This is a genomic window from Pseudomonas fluorescens (assembly GCF_902498065.1).
Classification (GTDB): domain Bacteria; phylum Pseudomonadota; class Gammaproteobacteria; order Pseudomonadales; family Pseudomonadaceae; genus Aquipseudomonas; species Aquipseudomonas fluorescens_BJ.
This window is the reverse complement of sequence record NZ_CABVIR010000005.1, coordinates 53,742-77,042: the sequence shown is the minus strand read 5'-3', so window position 1 is coordinate 77,042 and position 23,301 is coordinate 53,742. Positions and strand designations below refer to the sequence as shown.

Below are 23,301 nucleotides of genomic sequence, written 5' to 3'. Positions count from 1 at the left end.
CACCTGCGAGTTGACTGATCATGAAGCCTACATTCGATTTCAATCGTGCCCTGGTCGAAAAATATGACCGCCCCGGGCCGCGCTACACCTCTTACCCGACAGCGCCGCAGTTTCATCAGGCGTTTGCCGTCGACGACTACCAGCGTGCCGCCCGTGACAGCAATCAGGCCGCTGTCCCTAAACCGTTGTCGGTGTACATCCACATTCCGTTCTGCAAAAGCCTTTGTTACTACTGCGCCTGCAACAAAATCATTACCCAGAAAACCCATCGCGCCGTCGAATACCTGACGTACCTCAAGCGCGAAATCGCCATGCAAGCCGCCCTGTTCGACAGCACGCGCAAGCTGACGCAACTGCATCTGGGCGGGGGCACGCCGACCTATCTGACCCGTGAGCAACTAGCGGACCTGATGGAATGTCTGCACCAGGCATTTGACATGGACGACAGCGACGATCATGAGTTTTCCATCGAAGTCGACCCGCGCACCATCGATACCGAACAGATCCAGGCGCTGCGTCAATTGGGCTTCAATCGCCTGAGCTTTGGCGTACAGGACTTCGATCCCGACGTGCAGGCGGCGGTCAATCGCCAGCAAAGTGAAGCGCAGATTTATGCGCTGGTCGCGGCGGCGCGTGAGGCGCAATTCAAGTCGATCAGCGTCGATCTGATCTACGGCCTGCCCCTGCAAACGGTACACAGTTTCGACGTCACCCTCGGCAAGATCATTGCCCTGCGTCCGGACCGGATCGCCGCCTACAGCTACGCGCATCTGCCGGAGCTGGTGCGCGCGCAACGGTTGATTCGCCCTGCAGACATGCCACCGCCGGAACGCAAGCTGGAGTTGCTCGAGCTGACCATTCGCCGTTTGACCGAGGCCGGCTATGTCTACATCGGCATGGATCATTTCGCCTTGCCGGACGATGAACTGGCGCTGGCCCGCGCCGATGGCACGCTGCAACGCAACTTTCAGGGGTACTCCACCCATGCCGACTGCGACTTGATCGGCCTCGGGGTGTCTTCGATCGGCAAGGTCGGCGACAGCTACAGCCAGAGCGTCAAGGAGCTTTCGCAGTACTACGCGCGCATCGATCAAGGCCTGTTGCCGGTGCATCGGGGTTACCGCCTGAGCGCAGACGACCTGTTGCGCCGCGATGTGATCAGCGACCTGATGTGCCATGGCCGGATCGATTTCGCCAAGTTCGACGCGCGTCACGCTATCTGCTTCACCGAGTATTTCGCCGAGGCATTGGCCCAGCTGGACGAGCACGTTCGCGACGGACTTTTACGTATTCACCGTGACGAACTGGTGCTGTTGCCGCAAGGGCATTTGATGATGCGCAGCGCCGCGATGGCGTTCGACGCCTACTTGGGCGATCAGCAAAAAGGCCAGTTTTCGCGCACCGTTTGAAGTGTCCGGAGGGCTCTGGTCCGCGGTTTTTCAGCAAGTTGATTTCAATCAAGGGCAGGGCGCTTATCGCTCCCTAACATGGCCGCAGACCCTTTGAAATCAGCCCATTCATGACAATCCATCCTCCTTCGATACCTGGCAACCTGCGCGTCTGGAGCGTCGGTCTGGTGGTCATGGTCCTGCTGATGCTCGCGATGTTCGCGGTGGTACAGGCCAAGTCGTACGGCAACATTGAGCAGCAGCGCATCGAGAAGGTCTTCCCGCAAACCGACTCCGTTTCCGCGCCCGACGGCCCGTTCAACGTGCGGACGGTGTCGGCAGCCGGCAAGGTCATCGGTTTTGTCTTCCAGAGCCTGGACGTGGTGGACATTCCGGCCTACTCGGGCAAACCGATCAACACTCAGGTGATCCTCGACACCGCCGGTGTGATTCAGGATGCCTATGTCCTGGAACACCATGAGCCGATTCTGCTGATCGGCATTCCCGAAGAAAAACTCCACGGTTTCAGCGCCCGCTACAAAGGGATCAAGGTCAGCCAGCGGGTGGTTGTCGGCCACTCCAGTGACCCGAGTGCGGTCACCGTGGATGCCATCGCCGGCGCAACCGTCACCGCCATGGTGGTCAATGAAGTCATCATGCGCGCTGCCCATGAGGTGGCCGTATCACTCAAGCTGATTGAGGACACAGGCGCGGTGAAGAGCAGGCCCGCCACCGTTCGCCAGGACTTTTTCGAGCCCGCCACCTGGGAGCAACTGAGCGGAAACGGCGCTATCCGCCGTTTGAACCTGACCCGTGGGCAAGTCGATGCGGCCTTCAAGGGCACCGAAGCCGAAGGCGTCGACACGGCCGGCCCGGATCAAGTCGATGACACCTTTATCGAGCTGTACACCGCCGACTTGAACCCGCCGACCATCGGCCGTGCGCTGCTGGGCGACAATCAATACCGTTTCCTCATGCAAGACCTCAAGCCCGGCGAGCAGGCTATCGCCGTATTGGGGCGCGGGTTGTATTCGTATAAAGGCTCGGGCTATGTGCGCGGCGGGATTTTCGACCGGGTGCAATTGCGCCAGTTCGGCAATGTCATCAGCTTTCGCGACATGGACCATCAGCGCCTCTCCGACGTGTTCGCCAAAGGTATGCCCGAGTTCAGCGAGATGTCGGTGTTCATTGTGCGCAAACCGGCGGGGTTCGATCCGGGATCGCCTTGGTCCCTGGAGTTGCTGGTACGCCGTCAGACCGGTCCGGTCAGCGGCATGTTCAGCAGCTTCGAACTGGCTTATCAATTGCCCGAGCAATACCTTGAACGCCCCGCCCCCAGTGCCGAAGAACTGGCCGCCCTCGAGGAAGCCAACCGGCCGATGTGGTTGACCATCTGGTACCAGAAGCACTTTCAGATCGGCGTACTCGCCACCGCGTTGCTGCTGCTGGCGGCGATTCTGTTCCTGCAGGACACGTTCACCCGCCGGCCGCATTTTCTGCATTGGCTGCGTCGCGGTTATCTGATGTTCACCGTGGTATTCCTCGGCTGGTATGCGCTGGCGCAGCTGTCGGTGGTCAATGTCCTGACCTTTGTACACGCGTTGTTCGAGCATTTTCGCTGGGAGCTGTTTCTCACCGATCCGTTGATCTTCATGCTTTGGGTGTTCACCGCCGCGAGCATTCTGCTCTGGGGGCGCGGGGTGTTCTGCGGTTGGCTGTGCCCGTTCGGCGCCTTGCAAGAACTGATCAACGAAGCCGCGCGCAAGCTGAAAATTCCCCAGTACGAATTGCCCTTCGCGGTGCATGAGCGGTTGTGGGCGATCAAGTACATCATTTTGCTGCTGCTGTTTGGCATCTCCCTGGAATCAATGTCCACCGCCGAACTGTTCGCCGAAGTGGAACCGTTCAAGACCGCCATCACCCTCAGGTTCGACCGTCAGTGGTGGTTTGTCCTCTACGCCGTGGCACTGCTGGTCATCAACCTCTTCACGCGCAAAGTCTATTGCCGCTACATCTGCCCGTTGGGTGCCGCGTTGGCGATCCCGACCAGGTTGCGCCTGTTTGACTGGCTTAAACGCCGCAAAGAGTGCGGCGACCCCTGCCAGTTGTGCGCCAGGGAATGCGAGATCCAGGCGATTCACCCCGATGGCCGGATCAATGCCAACGAGTGCCACTACTGCCTCGATTGCCAGATGACTTACCACAACGAAAACAAATGCCCGCCGCTGATCAACAAGCGCAAGAAGCGCAACAAACCGGCACCGGTGGCGGCACAACTGATACCTGTCGTGGAAGTGACGGCTCCTGAATAAAGCTTGCGAGCGCACGTCCGCAGTGATCGTTTTATCCCTTCAAGGAGTACCCAACATGACTGACACAGAATCCACAAAACCGGTGCTGGAAGAAGAACACACCGGGCTCAGCCGTCGCGGTTTTCTCGGCAGCAGCGCCGTCACCGGGGCGGTGCTGGCGGGTGCTACGACATTGGGCGGGGCGGTGTTCAGCCGCGAATCATGGGCGGCGGCGGTCAAGGATGCGCAGGCCAAAACCCATGTCGGCCCCGGCGAGCTGGACGAATACTACGGCTTCTGGAGCGGTGGTCATCAGGGCGAAGTGCGGGTGCTGGGCGTACCGTCGATGCGCGAGTTGATGCGTATTCCGGTGTTCAACGTCGACTCGGCCACCGGTTGGGGCCTGACCAACGAAAGCAAGCGCATCCTCGGCGACAGCGCAAAGTTCCAGAACGGCGATTGTCATCACCCGCACATCTCCATGACGGACGGCAAGTACGACGGCAAGTACCTGTTCATCAACGACAAGGCCAATTCCCGTATCGCGCGCATCCGCCTGGACATCATGAAGTGCGACAAGATGCTCACGGTGCCGAACGTGCAAGCCATTCACGGCCTGCGCCTGCAAAAAGTGCCGTACACCAAGTATGTGTTTGCCAACGCCGAGTTCGTCATCCCACACCCTAATGACGGTCACACCTTCGACCTGCAAGACAAGAACAGCTTCACCATGTTCAACGCTGTCGATGCCGAGAAAATGGAAATGGCGTTTCAGGTGATCGTCGACGGCAACCTGGACAACGCCGACATGGACTACACCGGCAAATACGCCGCGTCCACCTGCTACAACTCGGAGAAGGCCTACGACCTTGGCGGCATGATGCGCAACGAGCGTGACTGGGTTGTGGTGTTCAACATCCCGCGTATCGAAGCCGCGATCAAGGCCGGCAAGTTCATCACCCTGGAAGACTCGAAAGTGCCGGTGGTCGACGGTCGGAAAACCGATGGCAAAGACTCCGAATTCACCCGTTACATCCCGGTGCCGAAGAACCCCCACGGCCTCAACACCTCATCCGATGGCAAGTACTTCATTGCCAACGGCAAGCTGTCGCCAACGGTGTCGATGATCGCCATCGACCGTCTGGACGACCTGTTCGCCGATAAATTCAAGGACCCGCGCGAGGTCATCGTGGCCGAGCCGGAACTGGGTCTGGGCCCGTTGCACACCACCTTCGATGGTCGCGGCAACGCTTACACCACGCTGTTCATCGACAGCCAGGTGGTGAAGTGGAACATGGAAGACGCGATTCGTGCCTACAAGGGCGAGAAGGTCAATTACATCAAGCAGAAACTCGACGTGCATTACCAGCCCGGCCACAACCACGCCTCGCTGACCGAAACCAGTGAGGCGGACGGCAAGTGGCTGGTGGTGTTGTGCAAATTCTCCAAGGACCGCTTCCTGCCGACCGGGCCGCTGCACCCGGAGAACGACCAGTTGATCGATATTTCCGGCGATGAAATGAAACTGGTGCACGACGGCCCGGCGTTTGCCGAACCGCACGATTGCATCCTCGCGCGTCGGGATCAGATCAAGACACAGAAAATCTGGAGCCGTAACGACCCGTTCTTCGCCGCCACCGTGGAGTTGGCCAAGAAGGACGGTATCAACCTGGAGACCGACAACAAAGTCATCCGCGACGGCAATCAGGTGCGGGTCTACATGACCTCCATGGCGCCGGCGTATGGCCTGACCGAGTTCACCGTCAAGCAGGGCAACGAAGTGACCGTGACCATCACCAACATCGACCAGATCGAGGACGTGTCCCACGGTTTCGTCATGACCAACCACGGCGCCAGCATGGAGATCAGCCCGCAGCAAACCTCGTCCATTACCTTTACCGCCGACAAGGCCGGCCTGCATTGGTACTACTGCAGCTGGTTCTGCCATGCGCTGCACATGGAAATGGTCGGCCGCATGAAGGTCGAGCGGGCCTGACGGTTGAGCGTTGACAGGAGCGGACCGATGACCGACATCAAGGGAAACCCGATCAAGGTGATTGCGCTTGCGCTCCTGCTGATGCCCGGCAGCGTGCTGGCGGTGCAACCCATTACCACCTTGCCGATGCGCCTTGATGCGGAACAACGCTGGCACCTGCCGGCGGGCGAATACCGTGGCTCGTTCAGCGTCGATCAACCGATGCAGATTGTGTGCGAGCCCGGCGCGGTGTTTCAGGCGCAAGGGCAGGGCAACGGGGTGATTGTCAGCGCGCCGGATGTCGGCATCGAGGGCTGCACGTTTCTGGACTGGGGGCGCGACCTCACCGCGATGAATGCGGCGGTGTTCCTCCAGCCCAAGGCCCGTGGCGCGGTGATCAAGGGCAATCGCCTGCAAGGTCAGGGTTTCGGGATCTGGGTCGATGGGACCCAGGATGCGAGCCTGATCGACAACCGCATCCAGGGCGATCCGACGCTGCGTTCCCAGGATCGCGGCAACGGCATTCACCTGTACGCGGTGCATGGCGCCAGGGTCATCGGCAACCAGGTGCGCGACACCCGCGATGGCATCTACATCGACACCTCCAACGGCAACCTGCTGCAAGGCAATATCCTGGAAGACCTGCGCTACGGCGTGCATTACATGTTCGCCAACGACAATCAGCTGATCGGCAACACCACCCGCCGCACCCGCACCGGCTACGCCTTGATGCAAAGCCGCAAGCTCACGGTGATCGGCAACCGCTCCGAGCAGGATCAGAACTACGGCATCCTGATGAACTACATCACCTATTCAACCTTGCGCGACAACTTCGTCACCGACGTGCGCGACGGCTCGACCGGCGACAGCATGATCAGCGGCGCCGAGGGCAAGGCGTTGTTCATCTACAACTCGCTGTTCAACCGCATCGAGCACAACCACTTCGAGCACAGCGCCGTGGGCATTCACCTCACCGCCGGCTCCGAAGACAACCGCATCGCCGACAACGCGTTTGTCGGCAATCAGCGTCAGGTCAAATACGTCGCCACCCGCTTGCAGGAATGGTCGGCGGATGGCCGGGGCAATTACTGGAGCGATTACCTGGGCTGGGACCGCAACAACGATGGTCTGGGCGATATCGCCTACGAACCCAACGACAACGTCGACCGCCTGCTGTGGCTGTATCCGCAGGTGCGCCTGTTGATGAACAGCCCCGGCATCGAACTGCTGCGCTGGGTGCAACGGGCGTTTCCGGTAATGAAGTCGCCGGGCGTACTCGATAGCCATCCGTTGATGAAGTCCACCACGCAAACCCTGACCAAGGAGCCCGTCACATGAATGTCGTCGACCTGGAAGGCGTCAGCCAGCGTTATGGGCACACTACCGTGTTGCATCAATTGAACCTGAGCCTGGCCGAAGGCGAAGTGTTGGGTTTGTTCGGACACAACGGCGCGGGCAAGACCACCAGCATGAAACTGGTGCTCGGTTTGCTGCAGGCCAGCGAAGGGCAGGTTAGGGTGTTCGGCCGCTTGCCCAGTGATCCGGATGTCCGGCGTCTGCTGGGCTATTTGCCGGAGAACGTCACGTTTTATCCGCAGATGAGCGGCCTGGAAACCTTGCGTCATTTCGCTCGACTCAAAGGTGCCGCGTTCGCTCAAGTGGACGGGCTGCTGGAGGAGGTAGGCCTGGGGGGGGCCGCGCATCGACGGGTCAAGACCTACTCCAAAGGCATGCGCCAGCGCCTCGGGCTGGCGCAGGCCTTGCTCGGTGAGCCGCGCTTGTTGTTGCTCGACGAACCCACCGTCGGCCTCGATCCCATCGCTACGCAAGACCTGTATCGGCTGCTCGATCGTCTGCGCAGCCAGGGCACCAGCGTCATTCTCTGCTCCCACGTGTTGCCGGGGGTCGAGGCGCATATCAATCGTGCGGCGATTCTGACCCAGGGACGGCTGCTGGCCCTCGGCAGTCTGCGCAGCCTGCGCGAGGAAGCCGGGTTACCGACACTGATTCGCGCCAACGGGCTCAAGCACGCCGGGCCCTTGCAGGCATCGTGGAACATTGCCGGGCATGTCACTCGGCGTTGGGGGGTGGAAGGGCTCGAAGTGGCCGCGCTCAATGGCAGCAAGCTTGGCCTGCTGCGCCAGTTGCTCACGGAGGACGAGCCGGCTGATGTAGAAATCGACCCTCCGTCGCTTGAAGACATCTACCGCTATTACATGGGACGGGCCGCTGCGACCCACAGTGGAGAGATTCTATGAACCCGATCTGGAACATGGCCCGCAAGGAGTTCAATGACGGTTTACGCAACCGCTGGTTGTTGGCAATCAGTCTGTTGTTCGCGGTGCTCGCCACTGGCATTGCCTGGTTGGGCGCGGCGGCGTCCGGCCAGTTGGGCTTTACCTCGGTGCCCGCGACCATCGCCAGCCTGGCCAGCCTGGCGACGTTCCTGATGCCGCTGATTGCCTTGCTGCTGGCGTATGACGCCATTGTCGGCGAGGACGAAAGCGGCACCTTGCTGCTGTTGTTGACCTATCCGCTGGGGCGCGGGCACATCCTGCTCGGCAAGTTCATTGGCCACGGATTGATCCTGGCGCTGGCGACGCTGATCGGGTTCGGCTGCGCGATGCTGGCCATCGCCGTGCTGGTCGAGGACGTCGAATTGAACCTGCTGCTCTGGGCGTTTGCCCGTTTCATGCTGTCGTCGACGTTACTGGGCTGGGGTTTTCTGGGGCTGGCCTATGTGCTGAGCAGTGTGGCCGCCGAGAAATCCACGGCCGCCGGGCTGGCGCTGGGAGTGTGGTTCTTTTTCGTGATGGTGTTCGACCTCGCGCTGCTGGCACTGCTGGTGCTCAGCGAAGGGCACTTCAACCCGAAGGTGTTGCCCTGGTTGCTGCTGCTCAATCCCGCCGACCTCTATCGCTTGATCAATCTTTCCGGTTTCGACGCCGTTGCCAGTACCGCTGGCGTGCTGACCCTGGGCAGCGATTTACCGGTGCCGGGCTCGATGCTCTGGCTCTGCCTGTTGCTGTGGGTGGCGGTGCCTTTGGGGGCGGCCTGGCTGCTGTTCCGTCGACGGGCGACATGAATTCTTACTTTGGTTTTTGGAGCACCTGATGATGAGAACGCTTGATTGGAAGACGTTACGCACCCTGGCAGCCCTGATGGTCTGTGTGCTGCTGACGGCATGTGACAAACCTGTGCAAGCCAGCTACAGCGAGGCGCCCAGCGCTTTCCATCCCAGTGACGAATGCCATGTCTGCGGCATGATCATTGATGGCTTCCCCGGACCCAAGGGCGAAGTGGTCGAGCGCAGCGGCATCAAGAAATTCTGCTCCACGGCGGAAATGATCGGTTGGTGGTTGCAGCCGGAAAACCATCATGGCGACGCCAGGCTGTACGTCCACGACATGGGGCACAGCCCTTGGAATGCGCCGGATGACACCCGGCTGATCGATGCCAAAGACGCGTATTACGTGGTTGGCACCCGGCTCAAAGGGGCGATGGGCGTGGTGTTGGCGTCGTTCTCCAGCCAGCAGGCCGCTGAAAAACTGGCGGGGGAGCAGGGCGGTCGTGTACTGCGCTTCAGCGAAATCGATCAGGCGCTGCTGCAGCAGCCAGCCATGTCGCACTCAACTCATTGAGCCGTCGCGTCATCGAGAAAATCTGATCGCCGTCAAGTCGGTATTTTTGCATCTGTTCAAAGATGGGGACTCGCGACGTCCCCAAAGCTTGGCATTGAAGATGCCCAGGAGAACATGATGCAAACCGAGTTTCAGGATCGATTGGCGGTGATCACCGGTGCCAGCTCCGGGATTGGCCTGGCTTTGTGCGCCGCGCTGTTGCCGCGCGGGGTCAAGGTGCTGGCGATGTCGCGCACCGTCGGTGAATTGCCGGCCTTGCAGCAGATCTACGGCGAGCGGCTGCACTGGTGCGCCGGGGACGTGACTTGCGAAGACGACCTGCAAGGCTTGGCCCGGCGGGCGGCGAAGCTGGGGCGGGTGGATTATCTGGTGCCCAACGCCGGCATTGCCGAAATGGCCGACAGCCTGGACATGCCGGCCTTCCAGCGCCAATGGGCGGTCAACGGTGCCGGCGCGTTGAACACCCTGGCGGCATTGCGCGGTGAGCTGGCGAGCCCTGCTTCGGTGGTGTTTGTCGGCAGCTTCCTGACGGGTTCGAGCTTCCCTGGCCTGGCCGCCTGCATTGCCGGCAAGGCCGCACTGGCGGCACAGGCGCGCACGCTGGCGGTGGAATTTGCCCGTTACGATGTGCGCATCAACCTGGTTTCCCCGGGGCCGACCGCGACCTCGATGTGGGACAACCTGGGGTTGAGCGATGGGGAGCTCGATGACGTCGCTGATACCCTTGGCAAGCGTCTGTTACCGGGGCATTTTCTCGATGCATCGGCGGTGGCCAATGTGATTATTTTTCAACTGTCCCAAGGCGCCCGGGGTGTCTATGGGCAGGATTGGAAGGTTGATAACGGTTATACCTTGGGGTGATGTGGTCCGTGTTTTGTTGACCGAGTACATATCCATTTCTGGGGTCACGGCGGCTTAGGGTTCCGCCCTTACGGCGGGTTACTTTTCGCCGGGCCGCGCAGGCTTTTCCAAAGTGACCCGCTGTAAGAGCGGAACCCTAAGCCGCCGTGACCGCAGAAACGGATATACACCAAGATCTAATGCGAAGTCCCCTCCACAAACTCAATCTTGTTACCGACGTTATATTTACCCGACGGCTTGTTCATCGGCAGGCGCTTGATCTCTTTGAGGGTATTACTGTCGTACACAATCAGCGCGCCATCGGTAGCCCAGATGCTCAGCAGCAGGTAGCGCCCATCGCGAGTGAACTCGACGTGCGCCGCCGTTTTGCCAGGCATCGGACGCAAAGTGTGGGCGATTTCCAGGGTCTGTTTGTCGATCAAATGAATCGCATCGTTGTCTGGCCCGAAGAACACGTCGGTCCAGGCATACCGCGAATTGACGTGACTGCGCATGAAGAACCCCGGCCCCAAGGTCGGGATTTCCTTGATCAATTTCCAGGTCTTGAAATCGATGACCGAGATCAGCCCCTTGCTGATGTTCGGCGTGGCAAACACCCACTGGCCATTACGTTTCCAATAAGTCCCGGACCCCAGGTGCGGCATGCCCGGCAACGGTATGTCGGTGACCACCTTGCCACTGTCGAGGTCGATCACCTGGCCACCCTTGGCCTTGCGCGACGTGGCCAACAACTGCTTGTAGTCCGGAGAAAAGGAAAAGTCGTCGAGCCGGTCTTCAGCCTCGATCCGTCGCGGTTCGAAGTTCGGTGTACCGGCGCTCGACAGCTCCCAGACCTCTTTCACATCTTTGAGCGCGACGATGAAACTGTCCCGTGGCGGAGCGGTGTAGACCGCACTGACCCGTGACGCGGTGCCGTCCTGGCCGATCGCCGCAATGGTCTTGACCAGCGACAGGTCGCGGGCATCCAGGACGACAAGATTGCCCGGTAAATAATTGCCCACCAGCACCCAGCGACCATCCTTGCTCACCGCCAGGTTACGGGTGTTGAGCCCGGCGCGGACTTCGGCGATCAGCTTCAGGTTGTGCAGGTCATACAGGCTGACCCAGCCATCGCGCGAGGCGATGTAGACGAAGCGTCCGTCCGGCGAGAACTTCGGCCCGCCGTGCACCGCAAAGTGCGAGGTGAACCGCGCCAGCACCTCGAAACGATCGCCGTCGAGGATGTTGATGTGGTGATCGCCGGCTTCCACCACCACAAACAGGTTCAGCGGATCGGCGCCATGCTGGGGCGTGGTGGGCAGTTTGCTGATGTCGGCAAGTATTGTGTGACTGCCGCGAATCTCGTCGTTGCTCCAGGTGGGCTGGGTGGCGGGCGGTTGCTGCAGGTAACTCACCAGCGCGTCGATCTGCGCCGGGTTGAACACGTTGGCAAACCCGGTCATCTGGCTTGCGGGGCGACCGTTTTGGATCACGCTGCGGATTTCGTCGGGTTTGATCCGGCTCAGACTCTCGGGCAGCAACGCCGGCCCGGTGCCGCCGAAACGGTTGGCGCCATGGCAGCCTTGGCAATGCTGCCGGTAGTCGCTCGCGGCGTGTTCAAGTGCCGGAACAGCAGCGCCAGCATGGGCGGCACACACCCATAACAACGGCACCAGCAGCCCGCGCTTCATGGCGCCACCTTGCCGCGACGTTGCAGCGCCTGAACGGGATAAAAGCGCGCCGGGTATTCCATCGGTTGTGCAGCGAACAGATCGACCACCTTGCCGATCACCGTCAGCGTCGGGATACCGGGCGGGCAGTCCAGCGCCAACGTCGGCAGCTGATGCAGCAAACCACGGGCAACGTGCTGGTCGGGCCGCGAACCGTTGCTGATCAGCGCTGCCGGTGTGTTGGCCGACAACCCCGCTTCGATCAGACGCTGAGCGATAACCCCGAGGTTGGATAAGCCCATGTAAAACACCAGGGTCTGGCTGCTGTCGGCGAGGTCGCGCCAGGGCAGTTTCAACTCGCCGTCATGTTGCAAGTGGCCGGTGATGAATCGACAGGAATTGACCAGGTCCCGGTGCGTCAGCGGGATACCGGCGTAAGCGCTGCACCCGGACGCCGCGGTAATGCCCGGAACTACCTGGCAGTCGATGTTGCGCTGGAGCAGATACTGCAACTCCTCGGCGCCGCGCCCGAAGATGAACGGGTCGCCGCCCTTGAGCCGGACCACGCGCTGTCCTTGATCGGCCAGGTCGGCCAGCAGCTCGTTGATCTGTTCCTGGGGCAGGCTGTGGCAGCCGCTGGCCTTGCCGACGTAATGCCGGGCGCAAGTGAGGGGGATCAGCGTCAGCAGGTCAGGGCTGATCAGGCGGTCGTAAACCACGGCGTCAGCCTGCATCAACAAGCTCCAGGCGCGCAGGGTCAGCAGGCGGGGATCGCCGGGGCCCGCGCCGACCAGAGCGACTTCGCCCGGTCTGAACAGGGACGCAAGTGCGGCCGGTAAAACAATCGATGGGTGCATGGGACGTCCTTGGTTCTTCATCAGGTTGGCCGGGGCTCGCCAGGCGGATGCTTCAGTGCATGACGCAAGGGATTGTCGTGACGGGCGGCACACCGATTTCTTCATCGCTGAGGTGGCAACCGGGGTCCTGCCCCCACAGATCGCCTTCGGCCCAGGCGCGGGTTCGGGTGTTGCCATTGCAGATGTCCAGCCAGCGGCATTGGCCACAGCGCCCACCGACGGCGCGCGGATGCATACGCAGTTGCTGCAACAAGGCGTCCGGCCGATCCAGCCACAGGGTGCGGAACGGCGTGTGCCGCACGTTGCCCACCGAGTGCTGCCACCAATAGGTGTCCGGGTGCACTTCGCCGGTGTTGTCGATGTTGGCGATGCCGCTGCCCGAGGCGTTACCACCCCAGGCGCGAAGCATGTGCTCCAGATGCGGGTAATGTTCGGGCAGATGCAGCCCCACCCATTGCAGCAGCAGAACCGCATCGGCATCGTTGTTGCCGCTAACGAAATCGCTGTCGCGTCCCTGCGCGATGTCTTCCCAGGCACGTTCGAAAATCAGCGTCATCGCCTCTCGGCTCATCTGTTGTCGGGCGTCGAGCATGCGACTGCGTTTGCCGCGACCGCTGTAGTTGAGGTGCGACAGATAAAACTTTTGCACGTCGTACTCGCGCATCAGCGCCAGCAATTGGGGAAGCTGTGCGTGGTTCTCCTGGGTCAGGGTGGTGCGCAGGCCGACCCGAATACCCTGTTCGCGACAGAGATGGATCGCTCGCATGGAACTGGCAAAACTGCCCTTGAGTTGGCGGAAGGCGTCATGGGTGGCTTCCAGGCCATCGATGCTGATCCCGACATAATCGAAATGGGCGGCACGGATCTGCGAGATGTTGTGCTCATCGATCAGCGTGCCGTTGGTGGACAAGGCAACAAAGAAACCCTTGGCACGGGCGTAGGCGCTGAGCACAAACAGATCATCACGCAACAGCGGTTCACCGCCGGACAGGATCAGCACCTTCACCCCGGCAGCGTGCAGATCATCGATCACGGACAAGGCGGCGGGCGTATCCAGTTCATCGCGAAAGACACTGTCGGCCGAGGTCGCGTAACAGTGTTTGCAGGTCAGGTTGCAGCGTCGCAGCAGGTTCCAGATCACTACGGGCGGCCGGTTGCTGCCCGGCGGGCTGGTTCTGGGCGCGGGGGCCTGGCCGGCCAGCGCGCGCAGGTATTGGCTGATCCTCAACATGCAACTCTCCTTGAGTCGGCGCGTGTTCAGCGCGACGCGGGTGGCAGACGCAAACCGGTTTTTTTCAGGATGCGGCTGCTCACCAGCATTTCGTCGGCCACACAGGCATCGCCCAGTAAGTAGCGCAGGTGTTCGCGGTAGCTGTCGATTTCCTCGCTGCTGCGACCGTGGACCATGGCAAACAGGTTGTAGCGCCAACCCGCTCGGCGCGGGCGTCGATAGCAATGGCTGACGAAAGGCTGTGCGCCGATCAGCGCGCCGAGGCGCGGCATGTCGGCGTCGTGCACATCCCAGACCGTCATGCCGTTGTAGCGGTAGCCCAAACGGTAGTGATTGGGGACGGCAGCGATGCGCCTGATGGCACCCTCGGCCTGCAAACGCTTGAGCAAGTCCAGGGTGGATTCGATGCTCAAGTCCAGTTGTTCGGCGAGCCAGGCCCAAGGATCGTCGAGCAATGGCAGGCCGCTCTGGGTCAGTTCGATCAGACGATGGGCCAGGGGCTCTTCAGACCGGGAAATACAAACCGACATGGTAGGTCTCCTCTTTGGGCAGATTCAGCGGCGGCAGGCCGGTCAGGGTTTCAATGCGCTGCAGGGTCTCGGCAATGCCTTGTTCGGTCGGGCAGCCGAGGACAAACCACATGTTCCAGGGATGTTCGCGACGATAGTTGTGGGCCACTTCCGGCAGGGCAAGCAGTTGCTCGGCGACGTCTTCGAAGCGTTCTTCCGGCACCGACAGCGCTGCGAGGGTGAAGGCACCGCCCAGCCTTTCAATGTCGAACATCGGGCCGAAGCGCGTGAGCACGCCGTCTTCCAGCAGTGCGTGGAGACGATCAAGCAGTTCGCTGCTGCTGCTGTGCAGTTCGGCGGCCAGCACGTTCCAGGGATGGCGCACCAGCGGCAGGCCCAGTTGCAAACGGTTGATCAGTTGACGGTCGAGGTCATCCACGGTCGGGTGCTCCTGTTGATGAAGGCGCAAAGCGCCCGCCGCACTGTTTGAAGGCGTGGGTGCTGAACAGCAGTTGGTGGGGCAGGTCGCTCAGCAAGTGTTCTTCGAGCAGCGCCTGAATGTGCGCGGCGACCTGATCGCGTTGGCGACCGTGAACCATGCAAAACAGGTTGTATCGCCAGTACGGCAGGCGCCGCGGCCGTTGATAGCAAAGAGTGATGCCGGCCGCTCGCCCCAGGCGCTGACCGACTTCGTCGATCAACGCGTCCGGAATATCCAGCACCAGCATCGCGTTGGCGGTGTAGCCCAGCGCGCGATGCTTGAGCACCAGGCCAACCCGGCGGAACAAACCTTGCTCATGCCACTGGTGCATTTGCGCGAGCACCTGGTTTTCTTCGGCGTCGATCCGTTCGGCGAGTGCCTGATAGGGACGCGAGAGCCGCGGCAACCCACCTTCCAGGTGTCGACGCAGGGCCAGTGCCTGTGCGGGACTCAACGGCGCGTTCATGGGCTTTCTCCCAGGGCGAAGCCGAGGTCGATGCGGTAAGCGGTCAACATCGGCAGGTCCAGCGGGGTGAGGCCGGTGTCGTGCTCCAATTCTTCGAGAATGCGCTCGATGTGTTGGCGATCAGGACCGGTCAACACAAACCACAGGTTGTAGTGATGTTCGCGCGCATAGTTGTGATTGACCTCGGGGTATTGGCTGACGCGCTCGGCGACCTGATGCAGGCGCTCGGCGGGCACGGCGAGGGCGGCGAGGGTGCTGGCGCCGGCACGGCTGTGTTCGAACACCGGGCCGACCCGCGACAAGGCCCCGGCCAGTTCCAGACGTTGCAGGCAGGCCATGACGTGCGACTCGCTGCACCCCAGCACCTGGGCCATTTCACGATAAGGTTCCGGGCACAGCGGCATGCCATGCTGGAAACGATCGATCAATTGGCGGGCAAGCAGGTCGAGGTTCATTTCAATACCCCATTTTTTGTGCGCGACTGCTGAAGAAGATGCCGCTCGGCGCAGCGGCCGGCAGGGTGCTCAGCTGTTTCAGACTGTACGGGTCCCAGACCTGAACCTGATTGCCGTCGCGTAGCGACAGCCACAGCTGATCGCCGCGCGCGGTGAATTCCATGTGCAGCACCGCCGGGCCCGGTCGCAGGTCGGCGACCACGGCGTGGGTTTCGGTGTCGATCACCTGGACCCGATCGTTGTCCGGGTAGGCGAAATTGACCCACAGTTGCCGGCCGTCCGGGCGCGATGTGACGAACACCGGTTGGCCGGCCACGGGGATGACTGCGCTCTGCTGCCAGGTGCGCGAATCCATTACCAACACTTGATGGCGACCGACCGCGGGGACGAAGGCCTGGTGGTCGGCGACGGCCCAGCCCTCCAGGTGCGGCATTTTGTAGACCGGCAGTTTTTCCTGGCCGCGACCGTAATCGCCGAGCACCCGCTTTACCCCACGTTCGGGATGCCAGAGGTCGAGTTGCGCCATGCCGTCCTCACCGAACAGCCCGGCCATGTAATAGCGCCCGTCGGGGGTGATCAGCGCGTCGTAGGGTTGCTGGCCGATGTCGGTGAAGCGGCTGATCAGCGGGGCAGTGCCCTGGCTGAAATCGGCGGTCCAGATTTCGCCGGTGTCGAACAGGCTGAACACAAAACGCTGGCCGGGCGCGTCGACCAGACCGACCACGCGGGAACGCTTGCTGCCATCGGCCAGCGGGGTGGCGGGAATGTCGGCTACCAACTGCAAGGTGTCGGCATCGAACACCTTGACCCCACCGGGCACGTAGTTGGACACGGCGATCAATTTGCCGTCCTGACTGATGGCGCCGCCGATGCTGTTGCCGCCCTGGATCACTCGATGGTTGATGCGTCGGGTCAGCAGATCGACCTTGCTCAGCCCGCCGTCACGGCCGAACACATAGGCATAGCGCTGGTCGCGGGAGAACACCACCGAGGCATGGGACAGGTCGCCCAAGCCTTCGAGTCGGGCCAGCGAAGTGCGGGTGTCGCTTTCGATGATTTGCACGCTGCCGGTGGCGCGCTCCACCATCACGCCCAAGTCGCCGGTGCCACGCAAGGGTGGCTGAGCACAGGCGGACAACAACAGCCCGGTCGCCGCTGACAGCAGGATTGAACGGATCATGGTGCGGGATATCCCTGAAGAAGTAGATCGATCAGCCAACGGATGTCGTCGGTGCTGAGCAGGGGGGCCCAACCGGGCATCGCGGTACCGGGCCGGCCATGGGTGACAGTGGCGATCAGGCTGTCCCTGGGCTTGCCCGCCAGCGCTGTGCGGGTCAGCTCGGGGCCGAGCCCGCCGGTCATGTGCAACCCATGGCAGGCGCCGCAGTCCTGGGCCAGCAAGTGTTCGAGTTGCGCCTGACGCCGGGCGTCGGGCGCGGCAACCGTGGTTGCGCAAATGAGGAGGAGGGCCGCCAGAATCAGAGCCTTTCGATAAACCATCATGGCGCCCTCCTGGCGGTTATTTGAGCGTCAGAACCCAGGTCGCGAGAATCTTCGCTTCCTCATCCGTGACCGGGTTTGCCGGCATTGGCATCGGTCCCCAGTTGCCTTGTGTTCCGTTTTTGATATGACTTGCCAGGGTGTCCGCGGCCCCGGCCACGCCCGCATTCTTGGCCGCTACGTCCTTGAGTGCCGGGCCGACCAGTTTGGTGTCGATGGCATGGCAGGCGGCGCAGGGTTTGCTCTTGAACAGCGCCAGCGGGTCCTGGGCCATGGCCGGTTGCGCACTCAGCGCAGCGGTCAGGGCGAACAGTGAAAACAGAGTATTTTTCATGGTGTTTCCTTGCATTGATGAAGCTCAATAGATGTCGTGTTGGGTGTTGTAGACGTTGAATTTTCCGGTGGGTGTGATCAGTCGTTTGTCCTTGATGACCGATTTGAGCTTCAGGGTTTTATCGTCGATCACCACCAGCGCCGACTCGTCGGCCTGGCCACTCCACACGGAGAACCAGACTTCATCGCCGGCCTTGTTGTATTCCGGTTGCACGACGCGCATCGCCCCTTGCTTGATGCCCGCGTATTCGGCGATGGGCAGCACGGTGTAGCCGGCGTCGAGCTTGTCGATGTTGAACACTGCCACCGACTGACTGAGTTTTGCGTCCGGGTTGAGGGTGGTGTCGACGTACAGGTGGCGGGAGTTGGGGTGGGTCTTGATGAACAGCGATCCGCCGCCCTGGCCCTTGATCGAGGCGACCTGTTTCCAGGCGTATTGCGCGTGTTTGACCGGGTCGGTGCCGATCAGCGAGATGCCTTCGTCGCCGAGGTGGCTGGTGGCCCAGACCGGTCCGTAGGTCGGATGGTTGAAGTTGGCGCCGCGCCCAGGGTGCGGGGTTTTGCCGACGTCCACGAGCGCGGTCAACTTGCGCTCCTTTGAGTCGATTACGGCGACTTTGTTGGAGTTGTTGGCGGCGGTCATGAAGTAGCGGTGGGTGCTGTCCCAACCGCCGTCATGCAGGAACGGCGCAGCGTCGATGTAGGTGACGGTGAGGTTCTTGATGTCCTGGTAATTGACCAGCATGACCTTGCCGGTTTCCTTGACGTTGACGATGAACTCTGGCCATTCGTGCGACGCGATGATCGCCGCAACCCGCGGCTCAGGGTGATATTCCTGCTTGTCGACGGTCATGCCGCGTGTCGAGACGATCTGTTTCGGTTCCAGGGTTTCGCCATCCATGATGGTGAATTGCGGCGGCCAGTAGGAACCGGCGATGGTGTACTTGTCCTCGTAGCCCTTGAACTTGGAGGTCTCGACCGAGCGCGCTTCGATGCCCACTTTGACTTCGGCGACCTTGGTCGGCTCCACCGGCCACAGGTCGATCATGTCGATCCGGGCGTCGCGGCCAATCACCAGCAAGTAGCGACCCGAGGCGGAAATCCGCGAGATGTGCACCGCATAACCGGTCTCGATCAGCTTGACGATTTTCTTGCTGTCGCCGTCGATCAGGGCAATCTTGCCGTCGTCACGCAACGTCACCGAAAACAGGTTGGGCAGGTCGAGTTTGCTCAATTGCTTTTTCGGACGATCCTCGGGTTTGACCAGCACTTTCCAGGTTTTCAGCGTCTCGGCCATGCCCCATTCCGGCGGCGTCGGCGGCGTGTGCTGAACGAACTTGGCCATGGCCGTGATTTGCTCCTTGGTCAGTGCATTGGACGTCCCCCAGTTCGGCATGCCTGCCGGTGAACCGTAGGTAATCAACGCCTCCAGGAACGGTTGCCCGCGAGACTGGGTGATGTCCGGGGTCAGCGGCTTGCCGGTCGCCCCTTTGCGCAGCACGCCGTGGCAGCCGGCGCAGCGTTGGAAGTAGATTTCCTTGGATGAGTCGAACTCGGCCTGGCTCATGTCGGGAGCGCCAGCGGTTTTTACCAAGGGGGGGGAGGCGGCGGGCTCGTCGGCTCTGGCCGCGTGAGACACCGCAAAGGCCAGCGTCGAACACAGGGTGGCGACGGTCAGAGCAAACGTTTTTCTATTGCTGATCAGCATTCCATTTCTCCTCAGGCAAGACCTTTGCGATGTACTGAAACGGCAGCACAGGACGCAGGTTCTTAGTGCGCTGCAAGGCTATGCCCGAGCAGGCCAATGCTTGCTTGACGGCGATCAAGTTTGCCGGCCATGTCACTTGCCAGGTTGTCGCAGGGGTCCGTAGCGTGTCCCTCAATTCCGTTGTTGAATCAGGTGCCCCATGGACCATCTCCCGACTGGCGAAAACAAGGCCGAACCCTTCTACCAACCACTCAATAATGAGGAGGTGCTGTTCGAACAAGCCTGGCGACACGGCATGCCGGTGCTGATCAAGGGGCCGACGGGATGCGGCAAGACCCGTTTCGTCCAGCACATGGCTCATCGGTTGAACCTGCCGCTGTACACCGTGGCGTGCCACGACGACTTGAGCGCGGCTGACCTGATCGGCCGTCATCTGATCGGTGCCCAGGGCACGTGGTGGCAGGACGGACCGTTGACCCGTGCCGTGCGTGAAGGCGGCATCTGTTATCTCGACGAAGTGGTCGAGGCACGCCAGGACACCGTGGTGGTGTTGCATCCGCTGGCCGACGATCGCCGAGAGTTGTTCCTGGAACGCACGGGTGAAGTGTTGCAGGCACCGCCGTCATTCATGCTGGTGGTGTCATACAACCCCGGTTACCAGAACCTGCTCAAAGGCATGAAACCCAGTACCCGGCAACGCTTCGTGGCGATGCGTTTTGGTTACCCGCCGGTGGCCGATGAGGAGCGCATTGTTGCCCGCGAGGCTCAGGTGGACAGCGCGCTGGCGGCGCAAGTGGTCAGGCTGGGGCAGGCGCTGCGCCGGCTCGATCAGCATGATCTGGAGGAAGTTGCTTCGACGCGGTTGCTGATTTTCACCGCACGAATGATCCGCGCCGGCATGAGCCCGCGTGAGGCGTGCATGGCTTGCCTGGCCGAGCCGCTGAGCGATGATCCGCTGACCGTTGCGGCGCTGATGGACGTGGTTGATGTCCACTTCGGTTGAGCCCAGCGATGTGGCGCCCAGGCATTTGCCGGGCGATCTGGCGATGTGGTTTTTCATTCTGGCCGAGCTGTCGGTGTTTGCCATTCTGATTCTGGCGTTCGCCGTGACCCAGACGCTCAAGCCGCAACTGTTCAGCGAAAGCCGACTTTTGCTCAACACCTCGACGGGCCTGGCGATGACCCTGAGCCTGCTCACCGCCGGGCTCTTCGCGGCGCTGGCGCAGGAGCAAGTCAGGCGCTCAAGGCCGCGCCCCGGTGCTTTCTGGCTGCTGGCCGCGTTGCTCGCCGCCAGTGTGTACGTGGTGTTGAAAGTCAGCGAGTACCGACACTTGTTGGCCTCTGGGCTGGACATGGAGCACAACACGTTTTTCACGCTGTACTGGATCCTCACCGGGTTTCATTTCCTTCATGTAGTGCTCGGCATGTTCATCCTCGGATGGCTGGCCGAGCGTTGCCGTCGTGGGCTGCACGACGCCCATAACCGCAGTGGTTTTGAATCCGGCGTGTTGTATTGGCACATGGTCGATTTGATCTGGGTCGTGCTGTTTCCGCTGGTCTACGTGCTGAGTTGACGAGGTTTTCATGTCTGTTTCCAGGGTACTGCTCGTCTGTTGGGCGGCGCTTGCGACGTTAAGTGTGTGCACGGTGGTGTTGGCCCACATTGGCGCGACATCGCTGCTGTCGATTGCCATCTTGCTGGTGGCGGTGGGCAAGGCGTGGCTGATCACCGAGGGCTTCATGGAGATGCGCCACGCTCCGCGACTGTGGCGCCGGTTGATGTTGAGCTGGGCGTTGGTGTTGGCGGTGGTTTTGGGGTTGATGCTGTTAGTGGTTGATTGAGTACATATCCGTTATCGCAGGAACGGATATGTACACCCTCAAATAAACCGACCATCTGACACAAAGCGCTCCCACATTCGATCTGCGTTTCCAGTAATACCCGACCAAAACCATCTGCCTTTCTTGATCGCCATCAAGCAGGTTTCAACCCTTCGCTTCCTATCATGGACGGGCCAAGCAAAGAGGAAGCGACCATGTCAGAGACCTTCACCAAAGGCATGGCCAGGAATATCTACTTCGGGGGAAGCATCTTCTTCTTCCTGGTATTCCTGGCCTTGACCTATCACACGGAACAGACCTTCCCGGTGCGCAGCAATGAAGCGCAGTTAACCGAGTCAGTGATTCGCGGCAAGACAGTCTGGGAGCAAAACAACTGCATCGGCTGCCACACGCTGCTGGGCGAGGGCGCCTACTTTGCGCCTGAACTGGGCAACGTCTTTCAGCGGCGCGGCGGGGAAGAGGGCTTCAAGCCTTTCCTGCATGCCTGGATGAAAATGCAGCCGCTGGGCGTACCGGGCCGGCGCGCGATGCCACAGTTCAAATTGAGCGAGCAGGAGGTGGATGACATCGCCGAGTTCCTCAAATGGAGCTCGAAAATCAACACCAATGGCTGGCCGCCAAACAAGGAGGGCTGAGCGATGAGTATTGCCAATCCACATCTGAAATTCGCCTCGCAAGCCGTGGCCAAACCGTACTTCGTGTTTGCCCTGATCCTGTTCCTCGGTCAGGTGCTGTTCGGTTTGATCATGGGCCTGCAATACGTGATCGGAGACTTCCTGTTCCCGATCATTCCGTTCAACGTGGCGCGGATGGTGCACACCAACCTGCTGATCGTCTGGCTGCTGTTCGGCTTCATGGGGGCGGCCTACTACCTGATTCCGGAAGAAGCCGATCGTGAGCTGCACAGCCCGAAACTGGCGATCATCCTGTTCTGGGTGTTCGCGGCTGCCGGTGTGCTGACGATCCTCGGTTATCTGCTGGTGCCTTATGCGGGCCTCGCCAGACTGACCCACAACGAGCTGCTGCCGACCATGGGCCGGGAGTTCCTCGAGCAACCGACCATCACCAAAATGGGTATCGTGGTGGTGTGCCTGGGCTTCCTCTACAACATCGGCATGACCCTGCTCAAAGGTCGCAAGACCACCGTCAGCATGGTGATGATGACCGGGTTGATCGGGCTCGCGGTGTTCTTCCTGTTCTCCTTCTACAACCCCGGCAACCTGGCCCGCGACAAGTTCTACTGGTGGTGGGTGGTGCATCTTTGGGTGGAAGGCGTGTGGGAACTGATCATGGGTTCGATGCTCGCCTTCGTGCTGATCAAGATCACCGGGGTAGACCGGGAAGTCGTGGAAAAATGGCTCTACGTGATCATCGCCATGGCGCTGATTACCGGGATTATCGGCACCGGTCACCACTTCTTCTGGATTGGTGCGCCCGAGGTCTGGTTGTGGGTCGGCTCGATCTTCTCCGCACTCGAACCGCTGCCGTTCCTGGCCATGGTGATCTTCGCGTTCAGCATGGTGAAGAACCGTCGTCGGCAACACCCGAACCGCGCGGCCACGTTGTGGGCCAAGGGCACCGTGGTAACTGCCTTCTTCGGCGCTGGCGTGTGGGGCTTCTTGCATACCCTGGCACCTGTCAACTTCTACACCCATGGTTCACAACTGACGGCGGCTCACGGTCACCTGGCCTTCTACGGCGCTTACGCCATGATCGTGATGACCTTGATCAGCTACGCCATGCCACGGCTGCGCGGATTGGGTGAGGCCGGCGACGAGCGCTCGCAGACCTTCGAAATCTGGGGCTTCTGGTTAATGACCTTGTCGATGGTGATGATTACGCTGTTCCTCACCGCTGCCGGTGTCGTACAGGTCTACCTGCAACGCTGGCAGGTCGATGGGGTGGCCTTGCCCTTCATGTCCACGGTCGAACATCTGCAGGTGTTGTTCTGGGCTCGTTTTGGCGCCGGTCTCGGTTTCCTCGCAGGGCTGCTCTGTTACCTGTTCAGCTTCAAGCAACGCGGCCGCGCAGCCTTGCGCGCCCCGGCTGCTGTTGTCCCTTCATGAGCCGGTGTAACGGCTAGAAAAGGTCGGCCCGGCTGATACAGCGGGCCG

The 23,301-nt window shown here is 61.0% G+C and carries 24 protein-coding genes; 13 read left to right on the top strand and 11 right to left on the bottom strand.

Annotated elements, in window-relative coordinates:
- Nucleotides 1-20 precede the first annotated feature (20 nt).
- From hemN to F8N43_RS18670, 8 genes are all read left to right on the top strand, one after another.
- Nucleotides 21-1,409: an oxygen-independent coproporphyrinogen III oxidase gene (hemN, locus tag F8N43_RS18705; protein WP_150632285.1), complete on the top strand. Its 1,389-nt coding sequence runs from the start codon at nucleotides 21-23 to the stop codon at nucleotides 1,407-1,409.
- A 110-nt stretch (nucleotides 1,410-1,519) separates the two neighbouring features.
- A complete protein-coding gene (nosR, locus tag F8N43_RS18700; RefSeq protein WP_150654157.1) occupies nucleotides 1,520-3,700 on the top strand; it encodes a transcriptional regulator NosR in 2,181 nt (726 codons plus the stop codon).
- Nucleotides 3,701-3,755: 55 nt separating this feature from the next.
- A complete protein-coding gene (gene nosZ, locus F8N43_RS18695; RefSeq protein WP_150632287.1) occupies nucleotides 3,756-5,675 on the top strand; it encodes a TAT-dependent nitrous-oxide reductase in 1,920 nt (639 codons plus the stop codon).
- Between the two features lie 27 nt (nucleotides 5,676-5,702).
- Complete coding sequence (locus tag F8N43_RS18690; protein ID WP_150632288.1) at nucleotides 5,703-6,992, top strand: nitrous oxide reductase family maturation protein NosD; 1,290 nt, start codon at nucleotides 5,703-5,705, stop codon at nucleotides 6,990-6,992.
- Nucleotides 6,989-7,912, top strand: coding sequence for an ABC transporter ATP-binding protein (locus tag F8N43_RS18685; protein WP_150632289.1), 924 nt, complete (start codon nucleotides 6,989-6,991; stop codon nucleotides 7,910-7,912). Before F8N43_RS18690 ends, F8N43_RS18685 begins: the two co-directional genes overlap by 4 nt.
- Nucleotides 7,909-8,739, top strand: a complete 831-nt coding sequence (locus F8N43_RS18680) for an ABC transporter permease (RefSeq protein ID WP_150632290.1) — start codon at nucleotides 7,909-7,911, stop codon at nucleotides 8,737-8,739. The genes F8N43_RS18685 and F8N43_RS18680 overlap by 4 nt, the downstream gene beginning before the upstream one ends.
- 31 nt (nucleotides 8,740-8,770) lie before the next feature.
- A complete protein-coding gene (locus F8N43_RS18675; RefSeq protein WP_150632351.1) occupies nucleotides 8,771-9,295 on the top strand; it encodes a nitrous oxide reductase accessory protein NosL in 525 nt (174 codons plus the stop codon).
- 117 nt (nucleotides 9,296-9,412) lie between these two features.
- Complete coding sequence (locus F8N43_RS18670; protein ID WP_150654156.1) at nucleotides 9,413-10,156, top strand: SDR family NAD(P)-dependent oxidoreductase; 744 nt, start codon at nucleotides 9,413-9,415, stop codon at nucleotides 10,154-10,156.
- Between the two features lie 176 nt (nucleotides 10,157-10,332).
- Here the strand turns inward: F8N43_RS18670 and F8N43_RS18665 are convergent, their stop codons facing one another.
- Genes F8N43_RS18665 through nirS form a run of 11 tightly spaced genes read right to left on the bottom strand, consistent with a single transcriptional unit; the run spans nucleotide 10,333 to nucleotide 19,345 of the window.
- Nucleotides 10,333-11,826, bottom strand: coding sequence for a nitrite reductase (locus tag F8N43_RS18665; protein WP_150654155.1), 1,494 nt, complete (start codon nucleotides 11,824-11,826; stop codon nucleotides 10,333-10,335).
- The gene (gene cobA, locus F8N43_RS18660) at nucleotides 11,823-12,662 is read right to left on the bottom strand and encodes a uroporphyrinogen-III C-methyltransferase (protein WP_150654154.1); all 840 of its coding nucleotides are present in this window, start codon (nucleotides 12,660-12,662) and stop codon (nucleotides 11,823-11,825) included. The genes F8N43_RS18665 and cobA overlap by 4 nt, the downstream gene beginning before the upstream one ends.
- Nucleotides 12,663-12,714: 52 nt before the next feature.
- A complete protein-coding gene (nirJ, locus tag F8N43_RS18655; RefSeq protein ID WP_150654153.1) occupies nucleotides 12,715-13,893 on the bottom strand; it encodes a heme d1 biosynthesis radical SAM protein NirJ in 1,179 nt (392 codons plus the stop codon).
- Between the two features lie 26 nt (nucleotides 13,894-13,919).
- On the bottom strand, nucleotides 13,920-14,423 hold the full coding sequence (locus F8N43_RS18650; protein ID WP_150632295.1) for an Lrp/AsnC family transcriptional regulator: 504 nt from the start codon (nucleotides 14,421-14,423) through the stop codon (nucleotides 13,920-13,922).
- Nucleotides 14,398-14,841, bottom strand: a complete 444-nt coding sequence (locus F8N43_RS18645) for an Lrp/AsnC family transcriptional regulator (RefSeq protein ID WP_150632296.1) — start codon at nucleotides 14,839-14,841, stop codon at nucleotides 14,398-14,400. The genes F8N43_RS18650 and F8N43_RS18645 overlap by 26 nt, the downstream gene beginning before the upstream one ends.
- A complete protein-coding gene (locus tag F8N43_RS18640; RefSeq protein ID WP_150632297.1) occupies nucleotides 14,834-15,349 on the bottom strand; it encodes an Lrp/AsnC family transcriptional regulator in 516 nt (171 codons plus the stop codon). The genes F8N43_RS18645 and F8N43_RS18640 overlap by 8 nt, the downstream gene beginning before the upstream one ends.
- Entirely contained in the window at nucleotides 15,346-15,804 is a 459-nt protein-coding gene (locus tag F8N43_RS18635) for an Lrp/AsnC family transcriptional regulator (RefSeq protein ID WP_150632298.1), read from the bottom strand. Before F8N43_RS18635 ends, F8N43_RS18640 begins: the two co-directional genes overlap by 4 nt.
- Before the next feature lies 1 nt (nucleotide 15,805).
- A complete protein-coding gene (locus F8N43_RS18630) occupies nucleotides 15,806-16,984 on the bottom strand; it encodes a cytochrome D1 domain-containing protein (protein WP_150654152.1) in 1,179 nt (392 codons plus the stop codon).
- A complete protein-coding gene (locus F8N43_RS18625) occupies nucleotides 16,981-17,304 on the bottom strand; it encodes a c-type cytochrome (protein WP_412071021.1) in 324 nt (107 codons plus the stop codon). The genes F8N43_RS18630 and F8N43_RS18625 overlap by 4 nt, the downstream gene beginning before the upstream one ends.
- A gap of 19 nt (nucleotides 17,305-17,323) precedes the next feature.
- Nucleotides 17,324-17,638, bottom strand: a complete 315-nt coding sequence (locus F8N43_RS18620) for a c-type cytochrome (protein WP_150632301.1) — start codon at nucleotides 17,636-17,638, stop codon at nucleotides 17,324-17,326.
- Nucleotides 17,639-17,662: 24 nt separating this feature from the next.
- Nucleotides 17,663-19,345: a nitrite reductase gene (nirS, locus tag F8N43_RS18615; RefSeq protein ID WP_150632302.1), complete on the bottom strand. Its 1,683-nt coding sequence runs from the start codon at nucleotides 19,343-19,345 to the stop codon at nucleotides 17,663-17,665.
- Between the two features lie 199 nt (nucleotides 19,346-19,544).
- Here nirS and F8N43_RS18610 point away from each other — a divergent pair, with 199 nt between their 5' ends.
- The 5 genes from F8N43_RS18610 to F8N43_RS18590 all read left to right on the top strand — a co-directional run bounded on the left by F8N43_RS18610 (nucleotide 19,545) and on the right by F8N43_RS18590 (nucleotide 23,253).
- Nucleotides 19,545-20,348 (top strand): CbbQ/NirQ/NorQ/GpvN family protein, encoded by an 804-nt coding sequence (locus F8N43_RS18610; protein WP_150632303.1) that lies wholly within the window; start codon nucleotides 19,545-19,547, stop codon nucleotides 20,346-20,348.
- Entirely contained in the window at nucleotides 20,332-20,919 is a 588-nt protein-coding gene (locus tag F8N43_RS18605) for a cytochrome c oxidase subunit 3 (protein ID WP_150654151.1), read from the top strand. Before F8N43_RS18610 ends, F8N43_RS18605 begins: the two co-directional genes overlap by 17 nt.
- Nucleotides 20,920-20,929: 10 nt before the next feature.
- Nucleotides 20,930-21,187: a cytochrome C oxidase subunit IV family protein gene (locus tag F8N43_RS18600; RefSeq protein ID WP_150632305.1), complete on the top strand. Its 258-nt coding sequence runs from the start codon at nucleotides 20,930-20,932 to the stop codon at nucleotides 21,185-21,187.
- Between the two features lie 194 nt (nucleotides 21,188-21,381).
- Nucleotides 21,382-21,822 (top strand): c-type cytochrome, encoded by a 441-nt coding sequence (locus F8N43_RS18595; protein ID WP_150632306.1) that lies wholly within the window; start codon nucleotides 21,382-21,384, stop codon nucleotides 21,820-21,822.
- A 3-nt stretch (nucleotides 21,823-21,825) separates the two neighbouring features.
- Nucleotides 21,826-23,253 (top strand): cbb3-type cytochrome c oxidase subunit I, encoded by a 1,428-nt coding sequence (locus tag F8N43_RS18590; protein WP_150654150.1) that lies wholly within the window; start codon nucleotides 21,826-21,828, stop codon nucleotides 23,251-23,253.
- Nucleotides 23,254-23,301: the final 48 nt, after the last annotated feature.